The organism is Halorubrum sp. C191 (genome assembly GCF_002727095.1).
Classification (GTDB): Archaea; Halobacteriota; Halobacteria; order Halobacteriales; family Haloferacaceae; genus Halorubrum; species Halorubrum ezzemoulense.
Genome location: NZ_NHNZ01000098.1, coordinates 1 through 16,384, shown reverse-complemented (window position 1 = coordinate 16,384; position 16,384 = coordinate 1). Strand labels below are relative to the sequence as shown.

Below are 16,384 nucleotides of genomic sequence, written 5' to 3'. Positions count from 1 at the left end.
GGGAACCCCTCCCGCGGCGCGCTTATCACGCTCGACCCCGTACCCGTGCCATGATACTCGTTCGCGGCAGCGGAGGCGGGACGGACCTCACCGGTACGGTGTTCGAGCGCGGCGAAGAGCCGCCGGCGTACAAGGGCGCGCCCGACGAGGACGCGCCGTACGTGTGGGTGTGCGACTCCTTCTACGAGGTCGAGAGCGGCGGCTCCCCGCTCGTCGTCGACGGCGAGGAGATCCGCGTCGCCTTCGAGGAGCCGATGCCCCGCGGGTTCGACACGCGCGACCAGGCGGTCGAGGCGGCCCGCGACCACGTCCGGACGCAGTTCGCGCGGATCGGCGTCGACCCCGATGAGGTCGACGTCGAGGTGACCGCGGCGGACCCCGCCTGAGTCTCGCCTCGCTTTTACCTGCCCCGCCTCGGTACGGGTCGGTATGTCCGAACCGTCGGAGGACTTCGACCCCGAGTCTCGGGAGGAGCGCGAGGTCGCCGCCGAGGCCGCCGGCGACCGGTCCGATTTCCTCTCGCTGATGGGCCACGCATACCGCGGCGAGCTCGGACGGACGAGCTCGTGGCGGACCCGCATCGACCGCACGACCAACTGGGCGGTCGTGGTGACCGCGTCCCTGCTCACGTGGACCTTCTCGAGCGCGTCGCGGCCGCACTACGTGCTGCTCATCGGGCTCGTCATGCTCAGCGTCTTCCTCGGCATCGAGACGCGTCGGTACCGCACCTTCGACGTGTGGCGGTCCCGCGTCCGGCTGCTGGAGGAGAACGTGTTCGCGAACGCCCTCGATCCGGAGGGCGTCGAGCAGTCGAACTGGCGGGCGCTGCTGAGCGAGGACCTCCGCGAGCCGACTATCAAGATGCCGGCCGTCGAGGCGGTCTCGCGGCGTCTCCGACGGGTGTACGCGCCGCTCGTCTCCGTCCTCGTCGCCGCGTGGGTCGTGCGGCTCACGGTGTTCACCACCGCCGGAAACGGCGTCGTCGCGACGGCGTCGGTTGGGCCGATCCCCGGCGCGCTCGTGCTCGCGCTCGTCGGCGGGTTCTACGTCGTCGTGATCGCGCTGACGGTTCGGCGGGCGCCGAGACGAGCTAAAGGAGAGATGCAGGCCGCCGAGGACGCCGAGGAGTGGAAGTGAACCGGTACGGCCTCGCGAAGCCAGACGAGGCGATCCGCGACTCCCGCAACCCCTTTTCGCTCGGGGCACTACCGAACCGTATGACCGAGCTACCGGACCGCGTCGTGGGCGACGCGCGGACGAGCGACTTCGGGTGGAGCCTCCTCACGGACCTGACCGACATCGGGAACCGGATGGCGGGATCGACCGGGGAGCGGCGCGGCGCGGAGCGCGTCGTCGAGGCGTTCGAGGCGGCCGGCCTGCGGAACGCCGGGCTCGACGAGTTCGAGATCCCCGGCTGGTGGCGCGGCGACTCCTCGCTGTCGGTGTCGGGCGCGGTGGAGCGGCACCACGGGAACTCCCACGAGGTGATCGCGCTGCCCGGGACCCCGAGCGGCGAGGTGACGGCCCCCCTCGTCGACGTCGGCGACGGCACCGACGAGGAGTTCGCGGCCGCGGGCGAGGCGCTGGACGGCGCGGTCGCGATGGCCTCCTCTCGCACGCCGGAGAGCCACGACCGGTGGATCCACCGGATGGAGAAGTACGTCGCGGCGGCGGAACGCGGCGCGGTCGGGTTCGTCTTCCGGAACCACATCGAGGGGGCGCTCCCGCCCACCGGCGAGATCGGGTACCACAACCGACCGGGGCCGATCCCCGCCGTCGGCGTCTCGAAGGAGGTCGGCGACCGGCTCTCGCGGCTCGCCGAGACGGCCGCGGACGGCGACGGCGGAGGCGGCCGCGGCTCGGGAGCCGACCGCCCGACCGTCTCGCTCGACGTCGACTGCCGCAACGAGCCGACGACCTCGGTGAACGCGGTCGCGGAGGTCGGCCCGGACACCGAGGAGGCGGTGTACCTCACCGCCCACGTCGACGCCCACGACGTGAGCGACGGCGCCAACGACAACGGCGCGGGGTCGGCGCTCGTCGCGGAGGTCGGTCGCCTGCTCGCGACGGTCGAGGGCGACCTCGACACGCGGGTGCGCCTCGTCACCTTCGGCTCGGAGGAGATCGGGCTGTGGGGGGCATACCACTCGGCGGAGACGACCCCGAAGGAGGATATCGCCTGCGTGGTGAACCTCGACGGCGCGTGTAGCTCGCGGAACCTCCGCGTGGGGACGAACGGGTTCGACGGGATGCGCGAGCCGTTCGAGGCGGTCGCGGACGCGTTCGATGCCCCCCTGACGACCGGCGAGACGATCTCGCCCCACGGCGACCAGTGGGCGTTCGTTCAGGAGGGAATCCCGGCCGTGATGGCGTCGACGACGAGCGACCAGTCAGGGCGCGGCTGGGGCCACACTCACGCCGACACCATCGACAAGCTCGACTCCCGCGACCTCCGCGAGGTGGCGACGCTCGTGACCGCGGCCGTCTACCGGTTCGCGACGGGTGACGTGGGGGCGGACCACCGATCGCGGGAGTCGATCCGCGACGCCATCGACGAGGGGTACGTCGAGGAGCTGAAGACGGGCGGGCGGTGGCCCTACGACGGGTAAGCCCGGGAGGTCGACGCAAGACACCCGGCAGAGGCCGGCGTCGAGTCCGGACCGCGCGCCGCGTCAGTCGAGCGCCGAGGCGCGGGCCGCCGCGAACGGGACCAGCATCTCCGCCGGGTTGAGCCCGCCGTGCATCCCGACGTACGACAGTTTCTCCGGCTCGACGTCGCCGAACCACACTCCCGAGTCGCGGTGCGTGACGATCAGGTCGCCGCAGCGCCGTCGGAACCGGTCTGAGACCGGGCGGTCGCCGAAGAGGTCGCGGTCGATCGCCTCCCGCCGGGTGAACGTCCGCGCGTCGTGGTCCGAGAGCGCTCGCCGCGCGTCCGGGACCGTTCCCGGTCGCAGGTGGAGGTGAACGTTGCGGGGGCTGCCGGACATCTTGACCGGCGTGCCGTCGGCGTGCCGTCGGAGGTTCCCCGTCACCGCCTCGTTCGCCGAGAGGTCGAGATTGGCGTCGGGGTCCGTGTTCACGTGGCCGTGGTCGGCCGTCACGAGCAGCAGCGTCCGCTCCGCGGTCCGCCGATCGACCCGCCGCAGAGCGGCGGTGACCTGCTCGCAGACGGTCGCCACCGTCTCGCCGTACGCCCGGCCGTCGGTGCCTTCGGCGTGGGAGACGTGGTCGACGTGCGGCACGTACGCGTAGACGTATCCGGGGTCGCCGCTCGCCGCGACCGCCGCCGACAGGCGCTCGCCGAACGAACCGAGGCCGTCGTAGACGTGCTGGGTAACGTCCTCGCCGCCGGCGTCGAACGGCTGGAGGCGGTGACAGTCGACCCCCGCGTCGCGCATCCGAGCGTAGAGCGACTCGCATCCGACGACTGACCCCTCGGGGACTCGCTCCGCCGCCGCGCCCGATTTCACATCCCTCCCGAGCGGCAGGAACGCCGTATCCAACCGGGGGTCGTAGACGTTCCACCCGACGCACCCGTGTTCGCACGGGAGTCGCCCCGTCTCGAGCGTGGTGATCGCCGCCGCGGTCTCGGACGGGTAGACCGAGGTGAGCGGGGTCACCGTTCCCGCCTCGGTGAGCCGGTCGAGGAGGTCACACCGTGGACGGTGGCGCTTCCAGCCGTCGAGGCCGAACCCGTCGACGAGGAGGAGGACGACCGTGTCCACGTCCCTCTCGACGCCGTCGAACACGTCGCTCGGGAGGGCGCGGCGGCCGCCGGCGTCGAGCACCGATCGGACGGTGTCCGGGACGTTCCCGAAGCAGTAGTCCTCGTACGCCGGGAAGAGGTAGCCGTCGCGCTGCTGACGGTCTCGAAGGACCCGCTCGATATCGTCTCGAAACACGGTAGCGGTCGTAGAGAGGTCCCGACGCCCTCCGGGCGGATCGTTTCTTAACCTGTCGTGAGCGTCTCGTCGGTCCTCGGCGAGCGCCTCTCGGCGTGGCCGCGAGGGGGCCGGCGGGGCGGGGCGCCGGCCCCGAGTCCGGCGCGGCGGCTCGCGGACGGCTCGTCAGGCCGCCGCTCGGCTCACTCCTCGTCGGAACCGTCGCAGACGCCGAGCGGGAGCGACTCGGGGGCGTCGCCGTCCGCGTCGAGGCCGGCGTACGCGTCGTCGATGAGCCGGGCTAACTGCGTCTCGGGGCTCACGCCGCGGGCGGCGGCGAGGGCCGCGAGCCGCTCGTACTGCTCGTCCGGCACGGTCACCGTTCCCTCGTCCATACGCGGCGCTCCGTCCCGAAGCTACAAAAGCGTTGGTCCGGCCCCGCTCGCGGGCGATCAGTCCGGCTCACGGCGAGTCGGTCCGGTCTCCCCCGTACGCGGCGTCGACCGGCTCGCCCTCCGCGAAGCGATCGAACAGCGCGTTCATCACCGACGACTCGGCGCGAGAGAGGTGCTCCCAGACGGTCGTCGAGCCGAGGCCGAGTTCGGCGGCGACCTCCTCGACGCCCACGCCGCCGCCGTGGTCGTAGTAGCCCGCGGCGATCGCGGTGGCGAGGACCTCGCGCTGCCTGTCGGTGAGCCCGTCGAGGAGGCCGGACGCGGGGAGCTGCGGCGAGCGCTCGATGGACGCGAGCTCCACGTTCCGCGCCAGTTCCACCTCGTTCCCGCCGCGTTCGAGCTCGCGCATTACCGCCGAGAGGTCGTCGTCGTCCTCCAGGTACGCCGTCCAGCGCTCGACGCCGCCGGAGATGGTCGTCCCCGTCCGGTAGTGGATCCCCAGCCGCGAGAACCGCTCGCCGATCCCGTCCCAGTCGGCGGCCGAGATGTCGATCGTCAGTGCGACGTAGGCGTGGGCGCCCTCGATCGGCGCGAGCGGCTCGGCCGACACGATCAGGTCGAACTCGCGGAAGTCCTCGACGAACGCCGCGATCTCCGCCGCCGGACCGGTGAGCTCGGCGATCCGCTTGCGCTCGGACCCGCTGCCGGTCATCGAGGAGACGGACCGGTACCGCACCTCCGGGTGGCGCGCGCTCACCTCGCACTCCGGCTCCCCCGCGTGGTGGATCCGGAACGTCACTTCCCGCATGGCCGATTCGAGGTCGCCGAGGTTCAAACGGGTTCCGGACCGGTCGCGAGCCGTCCTCGTCGGTGGCGGCGCGTCGTCGGTGGCGGTGCGTCGGCGGTGGCGGCGCGGGCGCGGTCAGTCGCTGCGCCCCATCGCGTAGAACTCGTCGTTCGGACGCATGTCCGCGACGGTCGCCATGCGGTTGGAGAGGTTGAAGAAAGCCGCCACGGAGGCGATGTCCCACACTTCCTCCGGGGAGAAGCCGGCGTCTCGGAGCCGCTGTACGTCCTCGTCAGTCACGGCCTCGGGCGACTCGGTGAGCGTGACGGCGAAGTCGAGCATCGCCATGTGGTGGTCGGAGACGTCGGCCTGCCTGTGGTTCGTGGCGAGCTGGTCGGCGAGCTTCGGCGCGCCCGCGTAGATCCGACAGAGCGCGCCGTGGCCGACCACGCAGTAGAGGCAGTCGTTCGCGCCCGACACCGCGACGACGATCATCTCGACCTCCTCCCGAGCCAGCGGCGTGTCGGACACGAGCGCGTCGTGGTACGCGAAGAACGCCCGAAAGTGGCTGGGTTTGTACGCGAACGCCGAGAACACGTTCGGCGTGAATCCGGCGTCTTCCGTCTCCTCGTCGATGCGGTCGCGGAGGTCCTCGGGGAGGTCCTCGTAGTCGGGCACGGGGAACCGTCGCATCGCGTCCTCGTTCATACCCCCAAGCGCGCGCCGTGACCACAAAGCCGTTCCCCCGGACTACCCATCGCTTCGCTGCTCTCCAACGTCTCGAACGGTCTCGTCGACCTGGGCGGTTGATTTATGCGGGGGCGTGGCGTGCGTTGGCACACGCATGCCCGACCCGAGCGACGCCGGTCCGGGAGCCGGCGACAGCGACCGCCGGCCGGCGCCGAGTTCGGGAGAGGCAGACCGGACGGCGGTCGTGGAGCGGCTGTACGGCGAGGTCCCCTTCCACCGGCGGCACAACCTGGAGGTGCTCGCCGTGACACCCGAGCGCGCCAGCGTCAAGCTGCCGTTCGATCCCGGGCTCGTGGGCAACCCCGACCTCGGCGCGGTCCACGGGGGCGTCGTGAGCGCGCTCGTTGACCTCGCCGGCGCCGCCGTTTTCGTCGGCGGGCGCGAGGCGTTCACGCCCACCATCGACCTCCGCGTGAACTACCTCGAGGCCGCCGGCCGGGAGCCGCTGTACGCGACGGCAACGGTTGACCGCCGCGGCGCCGACATCGGCGTGGCGAGCGTCGAAGTCGAGTCCGGGGACGCCGTCTGCGCGACCGGCACGGGCGTCTACAAGCTCACCGATGACTGAGTTCCCCGTCGACGGCGTCGTGGACGCGCACGTCCACCTGATGCCCGAGCGGCTGATGGCCGCCATCCGAGAGGCGCTGGGCGAGGCCGCGGGCTGGACGTTCGACCACCCGACCGACCGCGACCGGATGGAAGCGGCACTGACCGCCGCCGGCGTCGAGCGGTACGTCGCGCTCCCGTACGCCTCGCGCCCGGGGACGGCGGGCGACCTCAACGAGTGGGTGATCGAGGCTGCCGCGGACTCCGAGATGGCGGTCCCGTTCGCCACCGTCCACGCCGGCGACGACGACCCGGGGACCGTCGTCGCGGACGCCCTCGACGCCGGGGCCCGCGGCCTGAAGCTCCAGTTGCCGGTCCAGGGGTTCGCGGCCGACGACCCGCGGCTCGACCCCGCCTACGAGGCCGTCGCCGCCCGCGACGTGCCGGTCCTGCTCCACGCCGGGACGGCGCCGATGTTCGAGGACAGCCCCCACGTCGGCGTCGAGCGCTTCGAGTCGTTCCTCGCCTCCTACCCGGACGTGCGGGTGTGCGCCGCGCACATGGGGACGTACGAGGTGGACGCGTTCGTCGAACTCGCCCGCGACAACGGCAACGTCTTCCTCGACACCACCTTCGCCATGTCGAGCGTGGCCGAGACGTACATGGAGTTCGACCCGGCGACGGTCGCCGACGAGACGCTGATCGAGCTCTCGGAGTCGGTCATGTACGGCTCCGACTACCCGAACATTCCGTATCCGTACGCCCGGGAACGAGAGCACCTGCTTGCGCGGGATCTCCCGGTCGAGGCGCAACGGAACATGTTCTCTCGGACCGCGCGCCGCTTCCTCGACGGCGACTGAGCGACGATGCCGCCTCCTCGACGGCGACTGAGCGACGCCGATGCTCGGCGGGCGCTTAGTACCGCTCGTCCACGACGCCGGGCTCGTCGAGGTCGGCGACCAGTTCGACGGCGTCCGGGGTCACGATGAGGCGGTCGCCGAGCGCCGCGCGCAGTTCGTCGGCGTCGGCCTCGCCCTCGCAGATCACGACGAGGCGGTCGGTGGTCTCGGGCTGAGACACTTCGACGCGGTACTCACCGGTCAGTCCCTCGAAGCCGGCGAGCACCGTCTCGATGCTCTCCGGGTACACCTTCACGCCCTTGACCTTCAGCCGCTCGTCCGTGCGGCCGATGACGCCGTCGGGCAGCACGACCGTCCCGTCCCGGACCGCGAGTTCGGCGAGGTCGCCGGTCCGGTAGCGCACAAGGGGAACCCCCGCTTTCCTGAGGTGCGTCACGACGACCTCCCCACGCTTGCCGGCGTCCAGCACCTCGCCGGTGTCCGGGTCGACGACCTCCACCACCGCGTAGTCATCGACGACGCGGAGGCCGTCCTCGGCCGCGGTCTCGGCCGCGACGGGCATGATGTGCCGCGTACCGAAGTAGTCCACCGCGGTCGAGGCGTCGAGCGCGTCCTTGACCGCCTCGCGGCGGCCGGGGATCGACGTGAACGGCTCGCCCGCGCCGACGAACGTGTCGACCGAGCCGCCCTCGGCGCCGATCTTCAGCGCGAAGCTCGGGTTGCCCACGACGGCGTCCACGTCGTACGCCTCGATGGTGGCGGCGGCCTGCTCGGAGTCGCCGGGGCCGAGCGGGAACACCTCCGCGCCGAGGCGTTCGAGCGCCCGATGGAGCACGTACCCGGTGCCGAACAGCTCGTAACCGAACGTGTTGACGACGCGGTCGCCGGGCTCGACGCCGGCGCGTTCGAGCACGTCCGCGTTGGCGGCGGCCTGGGCCTCGAGGTCGTCGGCCGTGTCGAACACCGGTCGCAGCTGCTCGCCCATCGGCGAGAACGTGACCATGGCTGCGCCGTCGTACAGCGACCCGCTCGGCGGCGCGGCCTCGAAGTCGGCCTCGAGCTCCCCCGCCGTGGTGAACGGGAGCGACCGGAAGTCGGCCCACGAGTCAACCGCCGTCGGGTCGACGCCCGCGTCCGCGAACTTCTCGGCGTAGAAGTCGCGGTCGGCGACCCGCTCCAACTGCTCCCCGACCGCAGCCAGTGTGCTGTCGTCGTACATCGCGTTAACACACGAAAAACTGGCACATAAATCTCCGTCACGGGCGCGGCGTCGAAGTCGACCGCGTCAGATCAGACGGATCGCGTCAGGTCAGACGGGAGCGACGCGACCGTATCGCGGCGCGCGGGCCGTCGCGCTCAGTACGCGAACGGCCACGTGCGCAGGTACTCCTTGATCTTGCCCAGCCCGGCCAACACCCCCTTCGGCTCGACGGCGAGCACGACGATGATGATCGAACCGAAGAACACCGGCAGCAGGGCGGTCGCGTTGGTTCCCGTGAGGTCGGCGAGGTAGTTCAGCCCGTCGTTGAGGTAGTCCTGCACGAGCGTGACGACGCCGACGCCGAGCAGCGCCCCCCACACGCGCCCGAGGCCGCCGAACAGCAGCATGACGTAGTGTTCGAGCGTGAGCCCGAGGGTGAAGTACTCCGCGTTGATGAAGCCGATCTGGAACCCGAACAGCCCGCCCGCGACACCGATCATGAACCCGCCGATGGCGAACGCGAGCAGCTTGTTCTTGAACACGTTGACACCGAGGACGGACGCGGAGAGGTCGTTCTCGTGGAGGGCGCGGAACGTCTTTCCGATCCCGGTCCGCGAGAGGTTCAGCGACAGCAGCGCGAACACTAACAACAGCACCAGCGCGAGCAGGTACTTGTCGATGGTCGTGCCGAGGGCGCCGACCGGGCCGACGAGGCCCACGTTCGAGGGCACCGACTGGGTCGTTCCGCCGTGGATGAACGCGAGCTGCGGGTTCACGAAGAACCACTCCTCGGCGATGAACTGGAGCGCCAGCGTCGAGATGGCGATGTAGAACCCCTTGACCCGGAACGACGGGAGGCCGAAGCCGACCGCGACCAGCGCGGAGATCAGGCCGCCGACGGCGAGCGCCGGAAACAGCCCCGCGCCGACGGCGAGCAGCCTGCTCGTGCTGTACGCGCCGATGGCCATGAACGCGCCCTGCGCGAGCACGATCTCGCCCGCGTAGCCGAGGATGACGTTGAGCCCCAACACCGCGATGGCGAAGATGTACGCCTGCGTCAGCAGCGTCACGGTCCCGCCGCCGAGCAGGAACGGCGCGATGAAGGGGATCGGCAGCCCCAGGGCGAGCGCGATCTTCTGCGTCCGCCACCGGACGAGGCCCATCCGCGACTCGTAGTCGGTGAAGTACTCACCGCAGGGCATGCGACCACCCCCCTTCGGCCGCGGCCGTTCGAGTCGTCGGTACGCCGCCGGAGCGCCGCGTGGCGCGCGAACTGTGTCCGTTCATGGTCAGAGCCTCTCTATCCGCTCGGTGCCAAACAGGCCGTACGGCTTCACCAGGATGACGACGAGCAGGAGGATGAGGGGGAGTATCTCCCCGAACCCCGCGCCGAAGTTGGCCTGAACGTCCGTGAACGGGACGTACACCGCCGTGCCGCCCACGAGGTAGTACGAGCCGAGTTCCTGGAGGACGCCCACGACGATCGAGCCGATGAACGCCCCGGGGATGCTGTCGAGGCCGCCCAACACGACGGCGGCGAAGATGATGATCCCCGTGTTCTCGATGGAGACCGCCGCCCCGCCGCTGGAGGTCGCGAGCAGGATGCCGCCGATGGCGGTGATGGCGATCGAGAGCGTCCACGCGAGCGCGATGGTGCGCTCGATCGAGACGCCGAGCACCATCGCCGCCTGCTCGTCGCTGGCCGACGCCCGGAGGATCGACCCGGTGACGGTCTCGCGGAAGAACAGCATCAGCACGGCGACGACGACGAGCGCGATGGCGACGGCGATGGCGTACGCCGCCTGTATCGAGGTGCCCAGCGGGAGGCTGAGCTGGCCGCCGAACGTCAGCGCCGACGGGTACGCCTGCGCGTTCTGGCCGTACAGGAAGAAGACGACGCCCTCGAGGATGCTGCCGAGCGCCAGCGTCACGATGATGACTGACAGCACCGGTTCGCCGATGAACTGGCGGAACACGACGCGTTCGAGCGCCAGCCCGAGCACGAGGCCGAGCAGGACCGTCACGAGCACCGCGGCCCACGCGGGGATCGCCGCCGGGAGCACGGTGGCCGTGCCGAAGACCACGACCCCGTACGCGCCGATCATCGCGATCTGGCCCTGCGCGAAGTTCAGGACGCCGGTCACCTTGTAGATGAGCGAGAAGCCCATGGCCACGAGCGCGTACAGCGCGCCCAGTCCGAGTCCGCTCAGCGAGATGTCGATGAACGTGACCCAGTCGACCATCTAGCTCACCTCCAGTTCGCGGTCGTCGTCGAGGACCGGTTGGTCCACGTCGACGATGCGCATGACGCCGCGTTCATCGGACTCTCTGCCGTCTTGGTACGTGATCGTGAGCTCCATTGCTATCTCGGTGCTGCCGTCGTACAGGGCGGTCACGAGGTCGCCGTACCGGTCCACGACGACCTCGCGGCGGAGCTTCCCGGTGCGGGTGAGCTCCCCGTCGTCGGCGTCGAACTCCTTGAACAGGAGCACGAACCGCCGGATCGGGTTGTCGAGGTCCTCGTTGGTCTCGGCGACCACTCCGCGAAGCAGCTCTAAGACCGGTTCCTTCCGCGTTAGGTCGCTGTACCCCGCGTACTGGATGTCTCGCTGGTCGGCCCACTCCGCGACGTTGTCGTACCGAATGTTCAGCACCGCGGTGAGCTCGGCGCGGTCGTCGCCGACGACCATCGCCTCCTTCACGTAGGGGTTGAACTTCAGCTTCGTCTCGACGCTGATCGGCGCGACGGCGGTGCCGTCGCTCATCTCCAACACGTCGTCCATCCGGTCGAAGATCCGCACGTGGTCGTCGTCGGTGAGCGCGCCGAAGTCGTCGGTGTGGAGCCAGCCGTCCTCGAACGCCGACTCCGTCTTCTCCGGCATCCCGTAGTAGCCGGAGGTGACGACCGGGCCGCGGACGAGGAGTTCACCGCCCGGCGTGATGCCCACCTCGACGTTCGGGAACACCTCGCCGACCGTCTCGACCTGGACATCGTCGTCGCGGTGCATCGTCACGAAGCCGCACACCTCGGACTGCCCCCAGATCTGCTTGAGCGGGACGCCCATCGCGTGGTAGTACTCGAAGTGGTCCTCCCCGAGCGGGCCCCCGCCGGTGTAGACGTTCTTCGCGCGCTTCAGCCCGATCTTGTCGAGTATCGGGCGGTACGCCACCCAGTACGACAGCCAGTGGGCGCCGCGCAGCCACGCCGGCGGCTCCTCGTCGTTCCTGTCGCCGATGACGTACTCGGCGTACTTCTCGCCGATGCTCGTCGCCTTCTCGTACACCCAGCGCTTGAACCGGGTGGTGTTCTCGACCTTCGCCTTGATATCCGCGACCCACGCCTCGTACCGCTTCGGCGACGAGAAGATGATCTCCGGGCCGATCTCGCGGAGGTCCTCCTCTTCCGTTTCGGGCTGTTCGGGGAAGTTCGCGGTCCAGCCGGCGACGAACGCGGCCGCGAGCAGGATCATCTGCTCGCCCACCCACGCCATCGGGAGGTAGGAGAAGTAGTCCGACTCCTTCGGCAGCGGGTCGATGTCGATGGCGGCGTTGGCGAGGTTCACGAGGTTGAAATGCGAGAGCCGGACGCGTTTCGGCATCCCCGTCGTCCCCGACGTGGGCGCGAGCATCGCGGTCGCCTCCGCGGGCACGGCCTGGATCTCGGACGCGAGGTAGTCGTCGCTCACGGCCCCGGACTCGCGGCGCTCGCGGCCGCGCTTCTCGACGTCCTCGTAGGCGACGATCTCCGGGTCGCCCGGCTCGGTCTTCTCGCCGTTCTCGTACCGGAACATCCCCTTGTCGTCCCGGTAGATGATGGTCGACAGCGACGGCACGTCGCCCGAGACGAGGAGGAGCTTGTCCACCATCTCTTGGTCTTCCGCGTACACCACCTCGGGCTCGAGCAGTCGGAGCTGCTTCTCGATGTCCTCGGGCAGCATGTCCTCGTAGTTCGGGGCCGCCATCCCGCCGAGGGACTGCGCGGCGATCCACGCCCACAGCTGGTGCGGGCGGTTGTAGCCGATGGTGAACAGCACGTCCTCGTCGCCGAACCCGTACTCCTCTAAGCCGAGCGCGAACCGCTCCACCCGGTCGTAGTACTCCTCCCAAGTGAACTCCTGCCAGACTCCGTACCGCTTCCAGCGCAGGGCGATGTCGTCAGGATGCTCGGCGGCGTGGTCGATGAGGATCTCGGGGAGCGCCCGGTCGGAGACGATGGGAACCGACTCGCCCTCCGGCGCGGTCAGGACGCGCTCGACGGAGAGCCCCGAGTCGTCGGAGTCGCCCGACGCGACGCCCTCGCTCTCGGCGTTGTCGGCCGCCATCTACTCGACCCCCGTGTAGACGCGGGCGACCTCGGGGTCGTTCGTCACCTCCTCGGGCGGCCCGCGGGCGATGACGCCGCCCTTCTGCATGACGATCATCCGCTCGGAGACGGCGGTGACGACTTCGAGGTCGTGCTCGATCATCACGAGCGTCAGCCCCTCCTCCTCGTGGAGGTCGGTCAGGAAGCGGATCATGTCGTACTTCTCGTCGAAGGTGAGCCCGCTCATCGCCTCGTCGAGCAGGAGCACGTCCGGTTCGAGCGCGAGCGAGCGGGCGAGGTCAACGCGCCGCTGGACGCCGAGCGGCAGCGTCGACACCGTCGTGTGGCGGTGTTCCCAGAGCTCGAGGTAGTCGAGTATCTCCTCGACGAACCGCATGTTCTCGGCCTCCGTCTTCCGGCCGGTCCCGTAGTACAGCATCGCCGAGAGTACGTTCGGGCGCTCGGCGACGGCCCGGGTCGTCATCACGTTCTCTAAGACGTCCTCGCTCTCGAACAGCTCCAAGCCCTGGAACGTCCGCCCGATGCCGTGGCGCGCGCGGTAGTGTTCCGGCCTGCCGCTGACCTCCTCGCCGTTCAGGAACACCTCGCTCCCGGCGTCGGGCGTGTAGAAACCGTTGAGGATGTTCAACAGCGTGGTCTTCCCGGCCCCGTTCGGACCGACGATGGACACCCACTCGCCGTCGGCGACACCGAGGTCCACGTCGTCGACGGCGGTGATCGAGCCGAACGTCTTGGTCACGTTCCGGCAGCCGATCGCGGCGTCCTCGGGAGAAACGTGAGTCCCGCCTCTGAGCGCCGCCGCCCGCGTCTCGGCCTCCTGATCGGCGCTCATCAGGTCCACCTCTTGCGGATCTTGTAGTGCCTGATGTCGGTGTAGCGGGAGTCCTCGCTGGACGTGCCGAGGTAGAACTCCTTGATCTCCTCGCGCTGGACGAGATCGTCGGCCGGGTCGTGAAGCTCTATCTGCCCGTTCTCCATGACGTAGCCGTAGTCGGCGATCTCCAGGGTGCGCTTGGCGTTCTGGTCGGCGATGAGCATCGTGATGTCCTCCTTCCTGTTGATCTCCACGAGCGTCTCGAAGATGTCCCTGACAAGTTTCGGCGCGAGGCCGAGCGACGGCTCGTCCAACAGGAGCAGGTTCGGCCGGTGGATGAGCGCTCGCGCGATGACGAGCATCTGCTGTTGCCCGCCGCTGGCGTAGCCCGCCTTGAGGTCTAAGATGTCCTCCAACTGCGGGAAGTACTCGAAGGCGATCTGGTAGTCGTCCTCGTCGAACCGGAACCGGCGGCCCTCGCGGTAGAGCCCGCACCGGAGGTTCTCCTCGACGGTGAGGTCCTCGAACACCCGCCTTCCTTCGAGGATGTGCGTGATGCCGCGGCCGACCATCTCGTTGGCGCCGTAGTTGGTCACGTCCTCGCCGCGCAGGAAAACGCGACCCCGCGTGACCTCGCCGCGCTCGCTCCGCCCGATGCCGCTGATCATCTTCAGTATCGTCGATTTCCCGGCGCCGTTCGGGCCGAGCAGCGCGACGATGTCGCCCTCGCTGGCCGACATCGAGACGCCCTGCACGGCGAGGAAGTGCCGGTCGTAGACGATCTCGACGTTGTCGAGTTCGACGACCGGTGGATCGCCGTCGCCCGCCGCGGCCGTCGCGTCCGCGGTCGTTTGCTCGTCGGTCGCCATCACAGTCCGATCCAGGAGTCGCGACGGGGCAGTTCGACGCTGGTGTCGAAGCTCAGGCTGCCGTCGGTGACCTCGAACAGCCGCCCGTTCATCGTCGGGCGCCGGTCGTCCTCCGCGTAGCTGAACGGCTCAGCGAGGCCGAACATGTCGTCGTCCTCGATGCCGAACATCCCCTGTCTGACGTTCGGCCCGGTCGTGACGTCGTTCCCGGCCTCGGCCGCGTTCTGCAGGCCCTTCAGCGCGAGCAGCGCGTGGATCACGCCGCGCACGTAGTTGAGTTGGGCGACCTCCGGGTCGTCCATGCTGCGCCCCTCGCGCTCGAAGTTCGCCTCGATGATCTCCGCGCCCCGGCCGCCGCTGTCGAGAGCGCCCTGGAACGTTCGGAACGCGTTGACGTATCGCACGCCCTCGAAGATGTCGGGCGACTGCTGGACCACGCGCTCGTCGACGGTGTAGGTCAGGCCGCACACCGTCAGGTCGGGGTAGATGTCCTGTCGGTCCTCCAAGAGCACCCGCATCGGCGCGGACGTGTTCTGGTGGATGAGGTAGTCGATCTCCTGGTCGCGGGCCTGTCTGAGCTGCGTGGTCGCGGAGTTGGCGGTCAGCGGGAGGTTGATGTCCGAGGCCACGTCGAGCCCGAGCTCCTCGGCGTACTGCTTGCCGCCCTCGACGGGCGACCGCCCGAACGCCGTGTTAGAGAAGATGAACCCGACCGTCGCCTCGGGGTCGTTGTCCGCGATCCACCGCAGGTGGGCGCGGGCCTGGCTGGTGTAATCGAGGTTCCCGAAGAAGTTGTACGGGAACTCCTCGGTGACGAGGTTCGCGGAGTAGGACGCGGAGACGTACACCACCTCGTCGTCCGCGACGGTGCCCGCCAGCGCCTCGGTGTCGGCGGTCCCCCAGCCGATGATCAGCGGCGGCGACGACTCCGAGGTGTACTGCTGGTAGTACTGCTGGGCCTGCGGCACCTCGTAGGCGTAGTCGTTGTTCGGATGGTCGATGCTCACGTCGAACAGGTCGTTCTCGTTGATGTACGTGATGGTGTCGCGAGAGCCGATGGCCGTCGGCCGGCCCACGTCGGAAGTCGCGCCGCTCTCGTCGTATATCCCGGGCACCGTAACGGAATCGGGCATCCCCCCGCTCCCTCCGCCGCCGCTGCCGCTTCCGCTGTCTCCGCCGTCCCCGCCGCCGATACATCCGGCGAGCGCCAGCGTCGCCGCTCCGGCGGCACCGCTCTTCAGGACGTTGCGCCGCCGGTACAGCCTCGTCGGATCCCCTGTGTTATCATTTGTCATGAGCATCTACCTACCACCCAGAGCCACGTACTACATAATCATTAGGGATGGATTCACTCGCCTGCGGGCAGTCCTTCGGTCGCCGCGGCGCTCGAGAGCACCGCGCGGAGCGATCCGGTCCGCCGAAACAGTCAAATGCGAGTGCCGCAACGACTGTCGCATGTTCACTTTTGTTGTGGGTATCGACGCGGACGAGGACCGGGCCAGCGCGCAAGCCGAGACGATCGCGTCGATGCCGCTGGAGACGGACGACGTGACGGCGGTCCTCGTTCACTCCTTCAGCGAGAACAGGGAGGGGGGCACCGTCGAACAGGTAAAGTCAGTTCGGGTCGCTCGGTCGCGACTCGAAGACGCCGGGATCGAGGTGACGCCCGAGGGGTACGGCGGTGACGCGGCCCGAGCGATCCTCAACGTCGCCGACGAGTACGACGCCGACCAGATCGTCGTCGCCGGGCGGAAGCGCACCCCCACCGGGAAGGTCCTGTTCGGCAGCGTCACGCAGAGCGTCATCCTCGACACCGAACGACCGGTCCTCGTCTGTAGCGGGGGCGAGTAACCGACCTCACCCTGCTTCGCTCGCGCTGACAGGCTCGCTCGTTGGGGGGGCTCGCTCGTTGATGGTGGGGCTTCGATGTGGTCCTCGCCGTCATGCGACGCGA

General features: G+C 69.4%; 17 protein-coding genes. 6 read left to right on the top strand and 11 right to left on the bottom strand.

Translation table 11 applies throughout. The annotated features are described in order from the left end of the window. Positions 1–50 precede the first annotated feature (50 nt). The 3 genes from Z052_RS08950 to Z052_RS08940 all read left to right on the top strand — a co-directional run bounded on the left by Z052_RS08950 (position 51) and on the right by Z052_RS08940 (position 2,609). The gene (locus Z052_RS08950; protein WP_086215542.1) at positions 51–386 is read left to right on the top strand and encodes a hypothetical protein; all 336 of its coding nucleotides are present in this window, start codon (positions 51–53) and stop codon (positions 384–386) included. A gap of 43 nt (positions 387–429) precedes the next feature. Next, complete coding sequence (locus tag Z052_RS08945) at positions 430–1,137, top strand: DUF2270 domain-containing protein (protein ID WP_094494494.1); 708 nt, start codon at positions 430–432, stop codon at positions 1,135–1,137. Between the two features lie 80 nt (positions 1,138–1,217). Beyond that, positions 1,218–2,609: a M28 family peptidase gene (locus Z052_RS08940; protein ID WP_049930540.1), complete on the top strand. Its 1,392-nt coding sequence runs from the start codon at positions 1,218–1,220 to the stop codon at positions 2,607–2,609. A gap of 63 nt (positions 2,610–2,672) precedes the next feature. On the opposite strand, the gene Z052_RS08935 is transcribed toward Z052_RS08940, so the two are convergent. From Z052_RS08935 to Z052_RS08920, 4 genes are all read right to left on the bottom strand, one after another. After that, entirely contained in the window at positions 2,673–3,905 is a 1,233-nt protein-coding gene (locus Z052_RS08935; protein WP_094520992.1) for an alkaline phosphatase family protein, read from the bottom strand. Between the two features lie 182 nt (positions 3,906–4,087). Beyond that, on the bottom strand, positions 4,088–4,279 hold the full coding sequence (locus Z052_RS08930) for a hypothetical protein (RefSeq protein WP_049930539.1): 192 nt from the start codon (positions 4,277–4,279) through the stop codon (positions 4,088–4,090). A gap of 67 nt (positions 4,280–4,346) precedes the next feature. Further along, entirely contained in the window at positions 4,347–5,087 is a 741-nt protein-coding gene (locus Z052_RS08925) for a helix-turn-helix domain-containing protein (protein ID WP_094520993.1), read from the bottom strand. Positions 5,088–5,201: 114 nt separating this feature from the next. Then, entirely contained in the window at positions 5,202–5,774 is a 573-nt protein-coding gene (locus Z052_RS08920) for a peroxidase-related enzyme (protein ID WP_049930536.1), read from the bottom strand. 136 nt (positions 5,775–5,910) lie between these two features. Between Z052_RS08920 and Z052_RS08915 the strand changes: the two genes are divergently transcribed. Beyond that, a complete protein-coding gene (locus Z052_RS08915; protein WP_049930535.1) occupies positions 5,911–6,384 on the top strand; it encodes a PaaI family thioesterase in 474 nt (157 codons plus the stop codon). Next, on the top strand, positions 6,377–7,222 hold the full coding sequence (locus tag Z052_RS08910) for an amidohydrolase family protein (RefSeq protein WP_094520994.1): 846 nt from the start codon (positions 6,377–6,379) through the stop codon (positions 7,220–7,222). The genes Z052_RS08915 and Z052_RS08910 overlap by 8 nt, the downstream gene beginning before the upstream one ends. 55 nt (positions 7,223–7,277) lie before the next feature. On the opposite strand, the gene Z052_RS08905 is transcribed toward Z052_RS08910, so the two are convergent. The 7 genes from Z052_RS08905 to Z052_RS08875 all read right to left on the bottom strand — a co-directional run bounded on the left by Z052_RS08905 (position 7,278) and on the right by Z052_RS08875 (position 15,725). Beyond that, on the bottom strand, positions 7,278–8,441 hold the full coding sequence (locus tag Z052_RS08905) for a phenylacetate--CoA ligase family protein (RefSeq protein ID WP_049930533.1): 1,164 nt from the start codon (positions 8,439–8,441) through the stop codon (positions 7,278–7,280). A 137-nt stretch (positions 8,442–8,578) separates the two neighbouring features. Further along, positions 8,579–9,625 carry a branched-chain amino acid ABC transporter permease gene (locus Z052_RS08900; RefSeq protein ID WP_099288982.1) on the bottom strand — a complete coding sequence of 349 codons (1,047 nt, stop codon included), beginning with the start codon at positions 9,623–9,625 and terminating at the stop codon, positions 8,579–8,581. Between the two features lie 87 nt (positions 9,626–9,712). Continuing rightward, a complete protein-coding gene (locus Z052_RS08895; protein ID WP_049930529.1) occupies positions 9,713–10,666 on the bottom strand; it encodes a branched-chain amino acid ABC transporter permease in 954 nt (317 codons plus the stop codon). After that, on the bottom strand, positions 10,667–12,745 hold the full coding sequence (locus tag Z052_RS08890) for an AMP-binding protein (protein ID WP_099288981.1): 2,079 nt from the start codon (positions 12,743–12,745) through the stop codon (positions 10,667–10,669). It abuts the gene before it with no gap. Next, positions 12,746–13,579 (bottom strand): ABC transporter ATP-binding protein, encoded by an 834-nt coding sequence (locus Z052_RS08885; protein ID WP_129452547.1) that lies wholly within the window; start codon positions 13,577–13,579, stop codon positions 12,746–12,748. Beyond that, a complete protein-coding gene (locus tag Z052_RS08880) occupies positions 13,579–14,430 on the bottom strand; it encodes an ABC transporter ATP-binding protein (RefSeq protein WP_049930523.1) in 852 nt (283 codons plus the stop codon). The genes Z052_RS08885 and Z052_RS08880 overlap by 1 nt, the downstream gene beginning before the upstream one ends. Further along, positions 14,430–15,725 carry an ABC transporter substrate-binding protein gene (locus Z052_RS08875; RefSeq protein ID WP_080508555.1) on the bottom strand — a complete coding sequence of 432 codons (1,296 nt, stop codon included), beginning with the start codon at positions 15,723–15,725 and terminating at the stop codon, positions 14,430–14,432. The genes Z052_RS08880 and Z052_RS08875 overlap by 1 nt, the downstream gene beginning before the upstream one ends. A gap of 160 nt (positions 15,726–15,885) precedes the next feature. On the opposite strand from Z052_RS08875, the gene Z052_RS08870 reads away from it, so the two are divergent. Continuing rightward, on the top strand, positions 15,886–16,281 hold the full coding sequence (locus Z052_RS08870) for a universal stress protein (RefSeq protein WP_049930521.1): 396 nt from the start codon (positions 15,886–15,888) through the stop codon (positions 16,279–16,281). Positions 16,282–16,384: the final 103 nt, after the last annotated feature.

Bases quoted from the DNA above. Each gene is read 5' to 3' on its own strand.
- Z052_RS08950 (WP_086215542.1), top strand. From the start codon at position 51: ATGATACTCGTTCGCGGCAGCGGAGGCGGGACGGACCTCACCGGTACG.
- Z052_RS08945 (WP_094494494.1), top strand. From the start codon at position 430: ATGTCCGAACCGTCGGAGGACTTCGACCCCGAGTCTCGGGAGGAGCGC.
- Z052_RS08940 (WP_049930540.1), top strand. From the start codon at position 1,218: ATGACCGAGCTACCGGACCGCGTCGTGGGCGACGCGCGGACGAGCGAC.
- Z052_RS08930 (WP_049930539.1), bottom strand. From the start codon at position 4,279: ATGGACGAGGGAACGGTGACCGTGCCGGACGAGCAGTACGAGCGGCTC.
- Z052_RS08925 (WP_094520993.1), bottom strand. From the start codon at position 5,087: ATGCGGGAAGTGACGTTCCGGATCCACCACGCGGGGGAGCCGGAGTGC.
- Z052_RS08920 (WP_049930536.1), bottom strand. From the start codon at position 5,774: ATGAACGAGGACGCGATGCGACGGTTCCCCGTGCCCGACTACGAGGAC.
- Z052_RS08915 (WP_049930535.1), top strand. From the start codon at position 5,911: ATGCCCGACCCGAGCGACGCCGGTCCGGGAGCCGGCGACAGCGACCGC.
- Z052_RS08910 (WP_094520994.1), top strand. From the start codon at position 6,377: ATGACTGAGTTCCCCGTCGACGGCGTCGTGGACGCGCACGTCCACCTG.
- Z052_RS08905 (WP_049930533.1), bottom strand. From the start codon at position 8,441: ATGTACGACGACAGCACACTGGCTGCGGTCGGGGAGCAGTTGGAGCGG.
- Z052_RS08900 (WP_099288982.1), bottom strand. From the start codon at position 9,625: ATGCCCTGCGGTGAGTACTTCACCGACTACGAGTCGCGGATGGGCCTC.
- Z052_RS08895 (WP_049930529.1), bottom strand. From the start codon at position 10,666: ATGGTCGACTGGGTCACGTTCATCGACATCTCGCTGAGCGGACTCGGA.
- Z052_RS08890 (WP_099288981.1), bottom strand. From the start codon at position 12,745: ATGGCGGCCGACAACGCCGAGAGCGAGGGCGTCGCGTCGGGCGACTCC.
- Z052_RS08885 (WP_129452547.1), bottom strand. From the start codon at position 13,579: ATGAGCGCCGATCAGGAGGCCGAGACGCGGGCGGCGGCGCTCAGAGGC.
- Z052_RS08880 (WP_049930523.1), bottom strand. From the start codon at position 14,430: ATGGCGACCGACGAGCAAACGACCGCGGACGCGACGGCCGCGGCGGGC.
- Z052_RS08875 (WP_080508555.1), bottom strand. From the start codon at position 15,725: ATGACAAATGATAACACAGGGGATCCGACGAGGCTGTACCGGCGGCGC.
- Z052_RS08870 (WP_049930521.1), top strand. From the start codon at position 15,886: ATGTTCACTTTTGTTGTGGGTATCGACGCGGACGAGGACCGGGCCAGC.